The organism is Streptomyces capparidis (genome assembly GCF_054782095.1).
Window position 1 is genome coordinate 106,209 of the sequence record NZ_BAAGTD010000002.1, and the last position, 15,720, is coordinate 121,928.

At 73.0% G+C, this 15,720-nt stretch carries 13 protein-coding genes; 8 read left to right on the top strand and 5 right to left on the bottom strand.

The features are described 5' to 3' along the window. Positions 1-124: 124 nt before the first annotated feature. The 3 genes from ACYVO2_RS02505 to ACYVO2_RS02515 all read left to right on the top strand — a co-directional run bounded on the left by ACYVO2_RS02505 (position 125) and on the right by ACYVO2_RS02515 (position 6,320). Positions 125-4,183 carry a golvesin C-terminal-like domain-containing protein gene (locus tag ACYVO2_RS02505; RefSeq protein ID WP_461005863.1) on the top strand — a complete coding sequence of 1,353 codons (4,059 nt, stop codon included), beginning with the start codon at positions 125-127 and terminating at the stop codon, positions 4,181-4,183. 98 nt (positions 4,184-4,281) lie between these two features. Then, entirely contained in the window at positions 4,282-4,713 is a 432-nt protein-coding gene (locus tag ACYVO2_RS02510; RefSeq protein ID WP_461005864.1) for a hypothetical protein, read from the top strand. Positions 4,714-4,769: 56 nt separating this feature from the next. Beyond that, entirely contained in the window at positions 4,770-6,320 is a 1,551-nt protein-coding gene (locus tag ACYVO2_RS02515) for a glycosyltransferase family 87 protein (RefSeq protein WP_461005865.1), read from the top strand. Between the two features lie 22 nt (positions 6,321-6,342). Here the strand turns inward: ACYVO2_RS02515 and ACYVO2_RS02520 are convergent, their stop codons facing one another. From ACYVO2_RS02520 to ACYVO2_RS02530, 3 genes are all read right to left on the bottom strand, one after another. Continuing rightward, positions 6,343-7,377: an alanine racemase gene (locus tag ACYVO2_RS02520; protein WP_461005866.1), complete on the bottom strand. Its 1,035-nt coding sequence runs from the start codon at positions 7,375-7,377 to the stop codon at positions 6,343-6,345. Between the two features lie 71 nt (positions 7,378-7,448). Continuing rightward, positions 7,449-8,567 carry a lipid II:glycine glycyltransferase FemX gene (locus ACYVO2_RS02525; protein WP_461005867.1) on the bottom strand — a complete coding sequence of 373 codons (1,119 nt, stop codon included), beginning with the start codon at positions 8,565-8,567 and terminating at the stop codon, positions 7,449-7,451. A 123-nt stretch (positions 8,568-8,690) separates the two neighbouring features. Next, positions 8,691-9,002 (bottom strand): hypothetical protein, encoded by a 312-nt coding sequence (locus tag ACYVO2_RS02530; protein WP_461005868.1) that lies wholly within the window; start codon positions 9,000-9,002, stop codon positions 8,691-8,693. A gap of 364 nt (positions 9,003-9,366) precedes the next feature. Here ACYVO2_RS02530 and rpsF point away from each other — a divergent pair, with 364 nt between their 5' ends. From rpsF to rplI, 4 genes are all read left to right on the top strand, one after another. Next, positions 9,367-9,657, top strand: a complete 291-nt coding sequence (gene rpsF, locus ACYVO2_RS02535) for a 30S ribosomal protein S6 (protein ID WP_461005869.1) — start codon at positions 9,367-9,369, stop codon at positions 9,655-9,657. Positions 9,658-9,724: 67 nt separating this feature from the next. Next, positions 9,725-10,300: a single-stranded DNA-binding protein gene (locus tag ACYVO2_RS02540; protein WP_461005870.1), complete on the top strand. Its 576-nt coding sequence runs from the start codon at positions 9,725-9,727 to the stop codon at positions 10,298-10,300. Positions 10,301-10,381: 81 nt separating this feature from the next. Further along, positions 10,382-10,618 (top strand): 30S ribosomal protein S18, encoded by a 237-nt coding sequence (gene rpsR, locus ACYVO2_RS02545; RefSeq protein WP_182660364.1) that lies wholly within the window; start codon positions 10,382-10,384, stop codon positions 10,616-10,618. 17 nt (positions 10,619-10,635) lie between these two features. Beyond that, on the top strand, positions 10,636-11,082 hold the full coding sequence (rplI, locus tag ACYVO2_RS02550; protein WP_461005871.1) for a 50S ribosomal protein L9: 447 nt from the start codon (positions 10,636-10,638) through the stop codon (positions 11,080-11,082). Positions 11,083-11,184: 102 nt separating this feature from the next. Here the strand turns inward: rplI and ACYVO2_RS02555 are convergent, their stop codons facing one another. Further along, positions 11,185-12,606, bottom strand: coding sequence for an MATE family efflux transporter (locus ACYVO2_RS02555; protein WP_461005872.1), 1,422 nt, complete (start codon positions 12,604-12,606; stop codon positions 11,185-11,187). 458 nt (positions 12,607-13,064) lie between these two features. Here ACYVO2_RS02555 and dnaB point away from each other — a divergent pair, with 458 nt between their 5' ends. After that, on the top strand, positions 13,065-14,564 hold the full coding sequence (gene dnaB / locus ACYVO2_RS02560) for a replicative DNA helicase (protein ID WP_461005873.1): 1,500 nt from the start codon (positions 13,065-13,067) through the stop codon (positions 14,562-14,564). Here the strand turns inward: dnaB and ACYVO2_RS02565 are convergent. Next, positions 14,537-15,589, bottom strand: a complete 1,053-nt coding sequence (locus ACYVO2_RS02565; protein WP_461005874.1) for a GlxA family transcriptional regulator — start codon at positions 15,587-15,589, stop codon at positions 14,537-14,539. The genes dnaB and ACYVO2_RS02565 overlap by 28 nt on opposite strands. Between the last annotated feature and the right edge of the window lie 131 nt (positions 15,590-15,720).

Genomic DNA, 15,720 nt, shown 5'->3' on the forward strand with positions numbered 1-15,720 from the left:
CGGCGGCGGGCCGGGCCGTGCCCGAAGGCCGCGGCCGGGCCCGTCCGGCCCACCGGGGCGCGGCTCGGCGACGAGCCCGCCCACCGGCAGGGCCCGTCCATCGAGATCGACCGATCGAGAGAGGATGCACGTGACATCCCTGATCAGACGCAGACCCCTGCGCATACCGATCGTGTTGGCCGCCTCCGCGGCGCTGCTGGCCGCCCTCCCGGCGGTGTCGTCGGCCGAGGGGACGGCCGCGGGCGACACCCCGAAGGCGACCGGCCCGTCCGGCGCGGCCGACGCCCCGCCGCCCGAGGCCGTGCCGCGGCGGGACCGGGCCGCGGTGCTCGGCCCCGGCCACGCCACGTCGGACGACGTGGCGTGGACCACCTCCGGCGACGCCGCCGGCTTCCACGTGCTCGTCGCCGACGCCAAGGACGGCTACGGCTGGCGGACCGCGGCGTCGCTGTCCGAGCCGGGGTTCGACACGGACGCCTGGATCGGCAACGCGTGCGTGACCGAGTCCGGCCGCCGGGCCGTGGTCGCCTACGCGCCCCGCACGTTCACCAACAAGCCGCACCTGATGACCCGGGGCGCGTTCACCGCCGTCGTGGACCTCGGCACCGGCGAGGTCATCAAGCTGCCGGTGCAGGCCACACTGGCCCACTTTTCCCCCGGGTGCGGCGCGGGCGAGCAGGCGGTGCTGTCGCAGTTCACCGACGACGCCTCGGGGGAGAACGCGACCCGCCTGGTCACGGTGGACGCCCGGGCGGGCGCCGCCGGGAAGCCGCTGAAGCTCCGAGGCCAGGTGACCTCGGCCGTGCCCGTCGGCGGCGGCGCCTTCGCGGCCGCGGACGGCGCCCGCCTGGTGCGGATCGGCCCGAAGGGCGAGCGGAAGGCCATCGCCCGCACCGACGGCATCCCCTTCCGGATCACCAGGGACGCGTCCGGCGGCCTGACGTACCTGGACCCGGTGCGCCACGGGCGCGGCGCGGCGGCGACCGGCGAGGTCGAGCACGTGCCGGCCGCGGCCGTGGCACGGCCCGACGCCGGCCGGGCCGCCCCGCGGGTCCTGGCGTCCGGCGGGCTGACCGGGCTCGACCTGGCCGGCTCCGCGTCGGGCGAGGTGTTCGTCACCGGCGAGGCGAAGACCCGCGGGAAGCTGCCCGCGCATGTCCACAACCCCGGGTCGCTGGCCAAGGACGCACGGATCACCACCCGCGGCCTGGCCGCGGTGGCGTCGCGCTGGGCCGAGGGGGAGGACACCCCCGTCCGCCCCGAGCAGGCGCTGACCGAGCGCACCGTCACCGCCGTCGTCGAGGTGCCGGCCACCGGACGGACGGTGGAGCTGCGGGCCGAGCCCGGCGCCACCCCCGTGAGCGCCGACGGGCTCGGGCAGGGCCGCGAGACCTCCCCGGCCCTGACCGCCCCCGGGCGGGCGGACGGCGGCAGGGCGTCGCGGTCCGCGGCGGCCGACCCGTCGCCCACCAACCCGGTGGAGGCGGAGCGCACCTGCGCCGTGCCGCGCGGCGACATCACCAAGCAGGCGTTCCAGCCGACGCCGCGGCAGATCGAGTGGGCCGTGGACCAGGCCGTGATCAACGGCCTGAACAAGTGGATCTACCGCGGGCCCAACTGGAAGGGCACCGACATCGGCGCCTACCGGCCGCAGGAGCTGTTCCCGCTGCGCGTGCTCGCCGGCGATCCCAACGGCACGGTGGACCGCGACGACCAGTGGCACATACCCGCGCAGGTGCTGCTCGGCATCACCGCGCAGGAGTCCAACATGTGGCAGGCCACCCGGTACGCCGTGCCGGGGGAGACCTCGAACGCCCTGATCGGGAACTACTACGGGGTGTCCTACTCCTCCGAGGGCAACCAGGGCGACCCGTGGTCGATCAACTGGGCCGACGCCGACTGCGGCTACGGCGTCACCCAGGTCACCGACGGCATGCGGCTGCCCGGCAAGGGCCAGCCGACCCTGCCGACGATCAAGCAGGAGGCCGTCGCCCTGGACTACACGGCGAACATCGCCGCGGGCGCGGACATCCTCGCCGAGAAGTGGAACCAGACCCGGGGCGGGGGCCTGATCGTGAACGACGGCCACCCGAGGTACCTGGAGAACTGGTTCTTCGCCCTGTGGGCCTACAACTCCGGGTTCTACCCCGAGTCGCAGGCGGGCGAGCACAACGGCAAGTGGGGCGTCGGCTTCACCAACAACCCGGCGAACCCGCTGTGGAAGGCCAACCGGACGCCGTTCCTGGAGAGCGCGAACGGCGGGGACGACTACTCGCACGCCGCACACCCGCAGGACTGGCCGTACCAGGAGAAGGTGCTGGGCTGGGCGGCCCGGCCCGTCTCGGCCCTGTTCGCGCCGGGCGACATGCAGGCGGGCTACCGGCAGGCGTGGTGGAACTCCCCGCTCTACCGCACCGCGGTCAAGCCCAGCGAGTCCCTGTTCTGCGACTCCTCCAACGAGTGCGACCCCTCCCTGATCGGCGACCACGACGCCAACGAGCCCGGGAAGGGCGCCTGCACCCGCGAGGACCTGCACTGCTGGTGGAACAAGAAGGTCGCCTGGAAGGACTGCGTCAAGGCCGCCGCCTGCGGCAACCCCATCCACCGGTTCAACAACGCCGACTATCCGGAGCAGCCGGACGGGAACCCCTACCCGCCGCGCTGCACCAGCGGGCTCCCCTCCGGCACCCTCGTGGTGGACGACGTGCCGAACGGCGTACGGCCCGCGGGCTCCGACGCGCGAGCCTGCACCTCCCTCACCTCATCGGGCACGTTCGGCTTCACCTTCGCCTACCACAACGGTAAATACCCGGGCAAGATGGACCTCCATCAGATCGGCGCCGGATACGGCAACCACTTCTGGTTCTCCCACACCCGCTCCGTGGACCCGCACCTGCCGCCCGACGACAACGGCAACCGCCTCCGGACCACCGGCACCTGGACCCTGAACCGGAGCCTGGGCGGCTGGGCCCGGGTGTGGGTGCACATGCCCGACCACGGCGCGCACACCCGCCAGGCCGCGTACACCGTGCACGGCACCGACTCCACCAGCCCCGTGCGGGTGCACCCGCAGCGGGTGAAGGAGAACCGCTGGGTGGACCTGGGCGTGTTCCGCTTCACCGGCACGCCCAAGGTGTCGCTGACCACGCACGCCGACGACGGCGACGGCAGCGAGGACGTCGCCTGGGACGCCGTGGGCTTCCAGCCCCTGTCCGCCAAGCCGAGGAACTTCGTGGTCGCCATGGGCGACTCGTACTCCTCCGGCGAGGGGGCGTCCGTCAAGGGCGGTGGCGACTACTACAAGGAGACCGACCTGGACGGCACGGACAGCAAGTGGCGCAACGCCTGCCACCGCTCCAGGCACGCCTGGTCGCGGCAGGCGACCCTGCCCGGGTACAGCACGTCCATCGGCGCCATGGCCGACAACCGCGACCCGGCGCTGGACTACCATCTGATCGCCTGCTCCGGCGCGCAGACGGAGAACATCCTCGGCGCGGACGGCCCCGCCAACACCTGGGGCGAGAAGGGCAGGCCCGCCTTCCGCGAGCTGCCGCAGCTCGACCAGGGCTACCTGGATCAGAACACCACGCTGGTGACCCTCTCGGTCGGCGGCAACGACGCGCGCTTCGGCGACATCATCAAGCAGTGCATCATCGGGATGTCCGGCGCCTGCCAGGGCAATGTGCTGGGCGACGACGGCGAACCGCTGAGGGACGCGGAGCCCAAGCTCATCCGGGACAGGGTGCGGCCTTCGATCGTGACCGTCCTGGAGCAGATCCGGGCGAAGGCGCCGAACGCGAAGATCGTGCTCATGGGCTACCCGCAGTTGTTCTCCAGGGAGGAGGGCGACTGCCTCCCCACGGTCGGCGGCGAGGAGGAGGCCTGGCTCAACGACACGGCCGACGTCCTCGCGACCGAGATGGCCGGGGCCGCCGCCGACGCCAGGGCGCGGGGGGTGCAGGTGTGGTTCGCCGACCCCCGCGCCGCCTTCGCGGGCAAGGCCGTGTGCGGTGACCCGGAGACGGTCCACGGCTTCGTCGCGGACCTGACCCCTGGCGACGACCCGCAGATCGACTGGGGTCCGCTGGAGGTGGGGTCCGCCCAGTCCTTCCACCCGAAAATAGAAGGGGCCCGCCTGTACGCCGGCGTGCTCAACAGCACCTTCGGCGAGATGGGCATGTGACACGACCCGCCTGTGGGACCGGGCCGGACTCTGTCCGGCCCGGTCCCGGGCATGACGGCCGGGGAGCAGCAGGGATGAGGCGCTGGGTGGTACCCGCGGTGGTGAGTGCGCTCTGCGGCCTCGCGGTGGCGTGGGCCGGGCGGGGCATGACGGGGGCGGCCGAGCGCCACGACGCGCGGGAGTGCGCCGGTGCGTCGGGTGGGCTCGGGCTCTGCTTCACCGGCGTGCCCGCGCTGGCCACGCTGGGGTGGATGGCCCTGGCCGCAGCCGTGTTCACCGTCGTGGTGCGGGCAGCCACGCGGGAGACCGGCATCGGATGCACCACCGGGTTGCTCCTCGGAGCGCTGAGCCCCTGGCTGCCGCGGTACGCGCAGGAGCGCTCCGGGCGGCCGTGGCGCGTCGGCGGCGGGGACGCCGGCTGGGTCTTCTGGTTCACGGCGGCGGTCGGCCCCGCTCTGGTCGTCCTCCTCGTCCTGGGCGCGGCCAGGGCGGCGCGCGGCGGCACGCCCTCGGCGGACCGGCCGGGCTGACCCCGCGCCGGGCGGTCCGCGCACCCCCGGCACCCCCGTAGGGCAGGATTGCGCCCATGACGAGCGCGTGCGACGACCGACCGGAGCGGGTGGAGGGGAAGCGGGCCGGGGGTGCGGGGCCGGAGGGCCCGAGCGTGCTGCCGACCGCCGAGGACCCCGTCGCCGCCGCGGGCAGTGAGCTGTTCGGGGGGCCGCCGGGGAGGCGGGCCGCGCTCGGGGTCGGCTGGTGGACGCCGGTGCGGGTGCTGGTCGTCGCCACCGTGGTGATGTTCGCGCTCGGCATGGTGCAGAAGCAGCCGTGCTACGACGACGCCTGGTTCTTCGGCGCCAACGCCCAGTACACGCACGCCTGCTACTCCGACATCCCGCACCTGTTCACCGGCCGGGGCTTCGCCGACGGGCTCACGCCGTACTTCGACAAGATCCCGGACCGGCTCTCCGGCGGGAACATGGAGTACCTGGAGTACCCGGTGCTCACCGGCGGCTTCATGCAGCTCGCGGCGTGGCTCACCCCGGGCGGCGACGACGTGGAGCAGGCGCAGTGGTTCTGGATGGCCAACGCGGGACTGCTGCTGGTGTGCGCGGTGGCCGCGGCGGTCGCCGTCGCGCGCACCCACCGCCGCCGGCCCTGGGACGCGCTGCTGTTCGCGCTGGCCCCGGCGCTCGCGCTGACGGCCACCATCAACTGGGACCTGCTCGCGGTGGCGCTCACCGCCGTGTCGGTGTGCCTGTGGGCGCGCGGCCGCCCCCTGTGGTCGGGGCTGCTGCTGGGGCTGGCCACGGCGGCGAAGTTCTACCCGGCGCTGCTGCTCGGGCCGCTGCTGCTGCTGTGCCTGCGGGCGGGGCGCGGCAGGGCGTTCGGGGCGGCGTTCGCGGGGACGGCGGTCTCCTGGCTGGCGGTGAACCTGCCGGTGATGCTGTTCGCCTGGCCGGGCTGGCAGAAGTTCTACACCTTCAGCCAGGAGCGGGGCGAGGACTACGGCTCGTTCTGGTTGATCCTGATGCAGCGCCGCGACGCGCCCCTGGAGCACCTCAACACGTTCGCCTCGGGGTGCATGCTGCTGGCCTGCGCGGGCATCGCCGTGCTGGCCCTGGCCGCGCCGCGCCGCCCCCGGTACGCGCAGCTCGCGTTCCTCGTGGTCGCCGCGTTCGCCCTGACCAACAAGGTGTACTCGCCGCAGTACGTGCTGTGGCTGATCCCGCTGGCCGCGCTGGCCCGGCCGCGCTGGCGTGACTTCCTGGTGTGGCAGGCGGCCGAGGTGGCGTACTTCCTGGGTGTGTGGATGTACCTGGCGGGCACCACGGGCCAGGCCAACCGGGGGCTGCCCGAGGGCGGCTACCACCTGGCGATCGCGGTGCACCTGCTCGGCACGCTGTACCTGTGCGCGGTGGTGGTGCGGGACATCCTGCGGCCGGAGCGCGACCCGGTGCGGCGGGACGGCTCGGACGACCCGTCGGGCGGGGTGCTGGACGGGGCGCCCGACCGCTTCGTGCTGAGGCCGGCCCACCGCCATCCCGAGCCGGAGCCGGTGTGGCCGGCCGGTGCGCCGGCGTGGCCGCCGCTGCCGGACGGGACCGGCCCGGGGCAGTGGCCCGCCTCCCGCTAGGCAGCCGCCGGCCCGCGGGCCGTCAGCGTCGGTCGACCAGCCGGTCGAAGTGCGTCGTGGTGTGCCGCAGCCGGGCCACCAGCTCGTCCCCGACCGCGGGCGGCGCCACGTCGGCGGGCACGTAAAGGATGCTGACCTGCATGTGCGGCGGCTCGGCGAACCACAGGTGCTTGCCCGCCCACAGATACGGCGACATGTTGCGGTTGACGGTGGCGAGCCCGGCGCGGGCCACGCCCTTGGCGCGCGGCATCACCCCGTGCACGGCCTTCGGCGCCTCCAGGCCCACGCCGTGCGAGGTCCCCCCGGCGACGACGACCAGGTGCCCGTCCCCGGACACCCGCCGCTGCCGGTAGCCGAACCGGTCGCCCTTGCCGACCCGGGTGACGTCCAGCACCGCGCCCCGGTACTCGGTGGCGTCGTGGTCGCCGAGCCACAGCCGGGTGCCGATCCTGGCCCGGAACGTGGTCTGCGGGTACTCCTGCCGCAGCCTGGCCAGCTCGTCGTCCTTGAGGTGGCTGACGAACATGGTGTGCAGCGGCAGCCGCGCCCCGCGCAGCCGGTCCATCCAGGCCACGACCTCGTCGACCGCGTCGGTGCCGTCGGTGCGGTCCAGCGGCAGGTGGATGGCGAAGCCCTCCAGGCGCACGTCCTCGATGGCGCTCGCCAGCTTCGGCAGGTCCTCCTCGACGACGCCGTGCCGCTTCATCGAGCTCATCACCTCGACGACGACCCGCGCCCCCACCAGGCCGCGCACGCCCTCCACGGACGACACGGAGCGGACCACCCGGTCGGGCAGCGGCACCGGGTCCTCGCCGAGCCGGTACGGCGTGAGGACCAGCAGGTCCCCGTCGAAGAAGTCCTTCACCCGCGCGGCCTCGTACGTCGTGCCGACCGCGAGGAGGTCCGCCCCGAAGCGGGTGGCCTCCTCCGCGAGCCGCACGTTGTCGAAGCCGTACCCGTTGCCCTTGGCGACGGGGACTATGCCGGGGAACGCCTCCAGCACGGTTCTCTGGTGCGCGCGCCACCGTTCGGTGTCCACGTAGAGCGTGAGCGCCATGGTCGTCGGTCGCCTTCCTGGATGGCTGGTCGAGCTGGTCGGGCTGGTCGGGACGGGCGAACCGCGGCCGGTCAGCGCCTCGACATGTACATGTCGAGCGCCTTGTGCAGCAGCTTGTTCAGCGGGAAGTCCCACTCGCCGATGTACTCGGCGGCCTGGCCGCCCGTGCCCACCTTGAACTGGATCAGGCCGAACAGGTGGTCGTCCTCCTCCAGGCAGTCGCCGATGCCCCGCAGGTCGTACACGCCCGCGCCGAGCGCGTAGGCGTCGCGGAGCATGCGCCACTGGATGGCGTTGCTGGGCCGCACCTCGCGCTTGTGGTTCGCGGAGGCGCCGTAGGAGTACCACACGTGCTCCCCGACGATGAGCATCGTGGTGGAGGCCAGCGCCTCGCCCTCGTGCACCGCCAGGTACAGGCGCATGCGGTTGGGGTCCTCGGTGTTCAGCGCCTGCCACATGCGCTGGAAGTAGCTCAGCGGGCGCGGGCGGAACCCGTCGCGCTCCGCGGTGACCACGTAGAGCCGGTGGAAGGTGGGCAGGTCGTCGTAGCCGCCCTGGTAGACCTCGACGCCGGCCTTCTCGGCCTTCTTGATGTTGCGCCGCCAGAGCTGGTTGAAGCCCTTGTGGATGTCCTCCAGGCTGCGGCCGGCCAGCGGCACCTGGAAGACGTAGCGGGGCTGGACGTCGCCGAAGCCCGCGCCGCCGTCCTCGCCCTGCTGCCAGCCCATGCGGCGCAGCCGGTCGGAGACCTCGAACGCGCGCGGCTCGATGAAGCTGGCCTCCACGTCGCGCAGCCGCTTGGCCTGCTTGGCGGCGATCGCGTCCTTGATCACCTGGGCGTCCCAGCGCCGGATGACGACGGGCGGGCCCATCTTGACCGAGAACGCGCCAGCGCTCTTCAGGTGCGCGAGCATCGGCTTGATCCACCGGTCCAGGTTCGGGTCGAACCAGTTGATCACCGGGCCCTCGGGCAGGTAGGCGAGGTAGCGCTTGACCTTCGGCAACTGCCGGTACAGCACCAGGCCGGTGCCGACGAGCTGGCCCGATTCGTCGAACCACCCCAGGTTCTCCGACCGCCACTCGGACTTCACGTCCGCCCAGGCCGGAACCTGCATGTGGCTGGCCGAGGGCAGGCTCTGGATGAAGGCCAGGTGCTCCTGGCGGCTGATGGTCCTCACGCGCAGGGTCATGCGGGCGCTCCTAGGGGGTAAGGCTGTCGAGCCGCAGCCTACTGTGGCCCGCAGCGCGCCAGCCCCGCGGAGCTTCTCCCGGAACGTCCCGCGGCCCCCGGCCGCGCCCGCTCCCGCGCGCCGTCAGCCCAGGACGCCGCCGAACAGCCCGCCGTGCGCCATGCCGAGGAAGAAGCCCACGCCGGCGGCCCCGAGCCCGATGACGTTGACGAACCGCTCGCCGGTGGTGGCCGAGACCATCTGGGACCAGGCGCCGGTGAGCAGCCCGGCCAGGCCCGCCCAGGAGGCGAGCAGGTGCAGGCCCTCCCAGAAACCTGTGACGAAGGCGACGAGGCCGAGCACGGCGGTCGCCAGTGCGAGGGCGTTCTCCTTCGGGTGGGCCTTGCCGTCGGTGTTCAGCGTCACCTGGGAGAGAGTGCGGACCGTGTGTGCCATGGGGCACCTCCGGGGACCGGAAGGGGACGACGGGCGCGGAAACCGCCCGATCCGTACCAGACTGCTTCCGGATTCGGGCGGATTTCAAGGGGCCGTCCGGGTACAGGTACGCTGTAGCGTCCGCCTCGGTGTCTGCGGCCCTCCGTGCTGGTGGGTCCCCCGCACCGGTGGCCCCGCTTCCGCGCCCCCGCGACCGGTGAACTCCGGGACCGGTGGCTCCCGGGACCGGGTGCCCTCCACCACCGAGTGGCGGACAGCGGACACCCGGCACTGTCAGTGCCGGCACGTACCGTTGCCGACGCAACACAACCCTCCTGCCACGGAGAGACCGTGGCCGCTGAGTCCAGAGGAGGTGGGTTCACGCATGCGTCACTACGAGCTGATGGTCATCCTCGACCCGGATCTCGAGGAGCGGGCGGTTTCCCCGCTCATCGAGAACTTCCTTTCCGTCGTCCGCAACGGCGGCGGCAAGGTGGAGAAGGTCGACACCTGGGGTCGCCGTCGCCTCTCGTACGAGATCAAGAAGAAGTCCGAGGGCATCTACTCGGTCATCGACCTCAACGCGAACCCCGAGGTCGTCAAGGAGCTCGACCGGCAGCTCAACCTGAACGAGTCGGTGCTCCGGACCAAGGTCCTGCGCCCGGACATGCACTGAGTCCAACGGCTCGGTCCGTGACCGGGCTCCGAGCAAGCCAGCACACCCGCCGAGAGGTCACCCAACCATGGCAGGCGAGACCGTCATCACCGTCGTCGGCAATCTGACCGACGACCCCGAGCTGCGCTTCACTCCGAGCGGCGCGGCGGTCGCGAACTTCACGATCGCGTCCACGCCCCGCACCTTCGACCGGCAGACCAACGAGTGGAAGGACGGCGAAGCGCTGTTCCTGCGCTGCTCGATCTGGCGGCAGGCCGCGGAGAACGTGGCGGAGTCGCTCCAGCGCGGGATGCGCGTGGTCGCCCAGGGGCGGCTGCGGCAGCGTTCGTACGAGACCCAGCAGGGCGAGAAGCGGACGGTCATCGAGATGGAGGTCGACGAGATCGGCCCCTCGCTGCGCTACGCCAGCGCCAAGGTCACCAAGACCGGAGGCCGCGGCGGCCAGGGTGGCGGATTCGGTGGCGGCGCCCCGCAGGGCGGCGGCTGGGGCGGTCCCCCGGCCGGCGGCCAGCAGGGCGGCCAGGGCGGTGCTCCCGCCGACGACCCGTGGGCGACGGGGGCTCCGGCCCCCGGCGGCCAGCAGGGCGGCGGCTGGGGCGGCGCCCCGCAGGGTGGCGGCTACTCGGAGGAACCGCCCTTCTAGCCCGCGCTCCCGGTCCCGGCCGGCTGTGCCGGAGCCGCGTGTGGGCTGCACGAACTTCTTGATCCTTATTGGAGAGGCATCATGGCGAAGCCGCCAGTGCGCAAGCCGAAGAAGAAGGTTTGCGTGTTCTGCAAGGAGAAGATCTCCTACGTGGACTACAAGGACACGAACCTGCTGCGGAAGTTCATCTCCGACCGCGGCAAGATCCGTGCCCGCCGGGTCACCGGCAACTGCACCCAGCACCAGCGCGACGTCGCCACGGCTGTGAAGAACAGCCGGGAGATGGCGCTGCTGCCGTACACCTCCACCGCGCGCTGAGAGAGGGTGACCGAAGCATGAAGATCATCCTCACCAACGAGGTCAGCGGCCTCGGCGCCGCGGGCGACGTCGTCGAGGTCAAGGACGGCTACGCCCGCAACTACCTGATCCCGCGCGGCTTCGCGATGCGCTGGACCAAGGGCGGCGAGAAGGACGTCGAGCAGATCCGCCGTGCCCGCCGGGTGCGCGAGATCCAGACGCTCGACGCGGCCAACAGCGTGAAGGCGCAGCTCGAGGGCGTGCGGATCCGCCTGCGGACCCGCGCCGGCGACAGCGGCCGGCTGTTCGGTTCGGTCACCCCGGCCGACATCGCCTCGGCGATCAAGGAAGCGGGCGGCCCGGACGTGGACAAGCGCCGCATCGAGCTGGGCGCGCCGATCAAGACGGTCGGCTCGCACCAGTTCACCGTGCGGCTGCACTCGGAGGTCTCGGCCAAGCTCGACCTGGAGGTCGTGGGCGGCTGAGTCTCCGCCCGGCCCCGGCGGCCGGCGGCAGCGACGCGCACCGGGCCCGGTCCCCGCGAGGGGGCCGGGCCCGGTCGGCTTCGCGGCGGAGCGGCGTCCCGCTTACGCCCGCACCGCCCCCGTCACCACCCAGCGGCCCGAGCGGGCCCGGGCGGCCAGGAAGGCCAGGCGGACGAGCATGAACGCGTTCATCGCCCACCACAGCGCGGTGAGGCCGCCGCCTAGGGCGGGGACGGCGAGCGCGGCGGGCACGAAGACGGCGAGGGTGCCGAACGCGGCCCAGGCCAGGTACGGGCCGTCGCCCGCGCCCATCAGCACCCCGTCCAGGACGAACACCACGCCGCACACCGGCTCGGCGAGCGCCACCACCACCAGCGTGACCAGCAACTGGTCGCGCACCTGCGCGTCGGAGGTGTACAGCGGCAGCAGCAGGGGCCTGGCGGCCAGGAGCAGCAGGCCGAGCACGGCCCCCGCCACCACGCCCCACCACACCATCCGGCGGCACACCGCCCGCGCGCCCGCCGCGTCGCCCGCCCCCAGGTAGCGGCCGATGATCGCCTGGCCCGCGATGGCGATGGCGTCCAGGGCGAACGCCAGCAGCGTCCACAGGGTGAGGATGATCTGGTGCGCGGCGACCTCGGTGTCGCCCATCCGCGCGGCCACCGCGGTGGCTATCACGAACACGGCGCGCAGGCTGAGGGTGCGCACCAGCAGCGGCACCCCGGCGGTGGCGCTGGCGCGTATCCCGGCGGCGTCGGGCCGCAGCGGCGCGCCGTGCCTGCGGGCGCCGCGCACCACGACGGCGAGGTAGGCGGCGGCCATGCCCCACTGGGCGGCGACGGTGCCCCAGGCGGATCCGGCGATGCCGAGGTCGGCGCCGTACACCAGGGCCACGTTGAGGGCCGCGTTGGCGGAGAAGCCGGCGACGGCGACGTACAGCGGGGTGCGGGTGTCCTGGAGGCCGCGCAGCACGCCGGTGGCGGCCAGCACCAGCAGCATCGCGGGGATGCCCAGGGAGCTGATCCGCAGATACGTCTCGGCGTGCGGGGCGGCGGTGCGGGAGGCGCCGAACAGGTCCACCAGCAGCGGGGCGCCGGGCAGGGTGAAGGCCACCACGGCGGCGCCGATGAGGGCGGCCAGCCACAGGCCGTCCACGCCCTGCCGGATGGCGGAGCGCAGGTCCCCCGCGCCGACCCGGCGGGCGACGGCCGCGGTGGTGGCGTAGGCGAGGAAGACGAAGACGCCCACGGCGGTGGTGAGCAGGGAGGCGGCGACGCCGAACCCGGCCAGCTCGGGTGTGCCGAGGTGGCCGACGACGGCGGAGTCCACCATCACGAACAGCGGCTCGGCGACCAGGGCGCCGAAGGCGGGCAGGGCGAGCGCGACGATCTCGCGGTCGTGGCGCCGCCCGGGATCGCGGGGGGAGGCGCCGGGCTCGCCGGCGGGGGTGCCCTGCGGCTTTCCCCGCGACGGTCCCGGGGTGGCGTCCGGGCTGGCTCCTGGCGTGGGGGCGGCGTCGGGCATGTGTCCACGATAGTCGTCCACAGGTAATAGACACAACGCCTCAGCAGTCATTACTTCCGTCACCGTGGGGTGATGGTCTGCGCACCGTTTGTCGCGATCTTGAAGAAGGTGCGGAAGTTTTTCCCATGCACAGGCGGTGGACAAGGAAAGCGCAGGTCAGCGGGGTGATCGCGGCGAAGGTGAGAAGTTGTCCACAGCGTCTTCCCCCACCCTGTACACAGGTTGGGGGAACTTCTCCACAGACTTGGCGCACTCATCCACATGGCCTGTGGATAACCATCTTGGCTGACGGTGCCGCGGACCCCTAGCGTTGGCCGCTGCGCGCCGTGTTCCCCGACGCGCCGGACGCGGACTCCACGCCCCTTTTGTCACAGCCGTGCCGTAAACAAGAGGGGCGCAGTACTGGCTTTCACAGGACGGGACGACGGTCCGGGCGCGGACGGGAGGAGGCGGGCGGGATGAGCCTTTCCGGGCACGGAGCGGGGGGCTCGGCCCCGCCCCCCGACCTTCCCTGGCCGGACGAGCCCCCGCCGCCCGACGACATCCCCGGCGACCGGCTGCCGCCCCCCAGGGCCCGCCGCCGCGACGGGCGCGACGGGGGCCGCCAGGGCGACGACGGGTACGGCGACCGGGGCGGCGCCTTCGAGCGCGTCCCTCCCCAGGACCTCGACGCCGAGCAGTCGGTGCTCGGCGGCATGCTGCTGTCCAAGGACGCCATCGCCGACGTGGTGGAGATCCTCAAGGGCAACGACTTCTACCGCCCCGCCCACGAGGTCATCTACGGCGCGATCCTCGACCTGTACGCCCGCGGCGAGCCCGCCGACCCGATCACGGTGGCGGCGGAGCTGGTCAAGCGCGGCGAGATCAACCGCGTCGGCGGCGCGGCGTACCTGCACACGCTGGTGTCGTCCGTGCCCACCGCGGCCAACGCCGAGTACTACGCGCAGATCGTGCACGAGCGCGCGGTGCTGCGCCGCCTGGTCGAGGCGGGCACCCGGATCACCCAGATGGGTTACGCGGCCGACGGTGACGTGGACGAGATCGTCAACGCCGCCCAGGCCGAGATCTACGCCGTCACCGAGCAGCGCACCTCGGAGGACTACGCCCCGCTCGCCGACATCATGGAGGGCGCGCTCGACGAGATCGAGGCGATCGGCTCCCGCAGCGGCCAGATGACCGGCGTCCCGACCGGCTTCACCGACCTCGACCAGTTGACCAACGGCCTCCACCCCGGCCAGATGATCGTCATCGCGGCCCGTCCCGCCATGGGCAAGTCCACGCTCGCCCTGGACTTCGCGCGGGCGTGCTCGATCAAGAACATGATGCCGAGCGTCATCTTCTCGCTGGAGATGGGCCGCAACGAGATCGCGATGCGGCTGCTGTCCGCCGAGGCGCGGGTGGCGCTGCACCACATGCGCTCCGGCACCATGACGGACGAGGACTGGACGCGGCTGGCCCGCCGGATGCCGGAGGTCACCCAGGCGCCGCTGTACATCGACGACTCGCCGAACCTGACGATGATGGAGATCCGGGCCAAGTGCCGCCGCCTGAAGCAGCGCAACGACCTGCGCATGGTGGTGATCGACTACCTCCAGCTCATGCAGAGCGGCGGCTCGCGGCGGCCGGAGAGCCGCCAGCAGGAGGTGTCGGAGATGTCCCGGAACCTCAAGCTGCTGGCGAAGGAGCTGGAGGTGCCGGTGGTGGCGCTGTCCCAGCTCAACCGCGGCCCCGAGCAGCGCACCGACAAGAAGCCGATGGTCTCCGACCTGCGCGAGTCCGGCAGCATCGAGCAGGACGCCGACATGGTGATCCTGCTGCACCGCGAGGACGCCTACGAGAAGGAGTCCCCGCGGGCGGGCGAGGCCGACCTGATCGTCGCCAAGCACCGCAACGGCCCGACCGCGACGATCACGGTGGCCTTCCAGGGCCACTACTCCCGCTTCGTGGACATGGCGTAGCCGGCGGCCCCCGGGTCGGAACGCCGCCGTCCCGGTGAGGCGGATCGCGGAGCCGCGGGAGCGGTGGGCCGGCCGGCGCGGAAGGTGGTGCGGTAGGCCGTCGGGGAGACGCCGATCGCGGTGGACAGGTGCAGGCGCAGTGAGGCGGCGGTGCCGAAGCCCGCTTCCGCGGCGATCCGGTCCACCGGCAGGTCGGTGGTCTCCAGCAGGCGGCGGGCGCGTTCGACGCGCTGCTGGGTGAGCCACTGCCCGGGGGTGGTGCCCACCTCGTCGCGGAACCGCCGGGAGAAGGTGCGCACGCTCATCCGGGCGTGCGCGGCCAGCTCGGCGAGCGTCGGCGGGCGGTGCAGCCGCTCCAGCGCCCAGGCGCGGGTGGCGGAGGTGCTCGCGGCCGTCGGCGCGGGCACGGGGCGCTCGATGAACTGGGCCTGGCCGCCCTCGCGCCACGGCGGCACGACGCACAGGCGGGCCACCCGGTTGGCCGCGTCGCTGCCGTGGTCGCGGCGCACCAGGTGCAGGCACAGGTCGATCCCGGAGGCCACCCCGGCCGCGGTGAGCACGCGGCCGTCGTCCACGAACAGCACGTCCGGGTCGACGCGGACGCCGGGGAAGGCGCGCTGGAACCGGTCGGCCTGGTTCCAGTGCGTGGTGGCGGGGCGCCCGTCCAGCAGGCCCGCGGCGGCCAGGACGTAGGAGGCGGTGCAGAACGACACCACGCGGGTGTCGGGCCGCAGCCGGGCGAGCACCTCGGTGAGGCCGCCCGGTATCCAGTCGGTGCCCTCGTCGGGGGTGCACACGAACGGCGGGATCACCAGGGTGTCCGCGGTCTCCAGGGCGTCGGCGCCGTGCTCGACCGCGATGGCGAAGTCGGCGCTGGTCGTGACCGGGCCGGGCCGCAGTCCGCAGGTGAGCACCTCGTACAGCGGCTCGCCGCCGGGACCGGCCGCGGTGCCGAAGATGCGCACGGGGATGCTCAGCTCGAACGGATAGACACCCTCGACGGCCAGCACGGCGACACGATGCATGGCTGGATCCTTGCACATGCTGTCACCCCGGCCACTCGTGGCGCCCTCGGCGCCTCGGTGATGCTCCTGGTACGCGGCGCTCCCGGTCGGAACCGGGTGCCGGAGGACGACAGCGGAGGAGAAGACCGTGG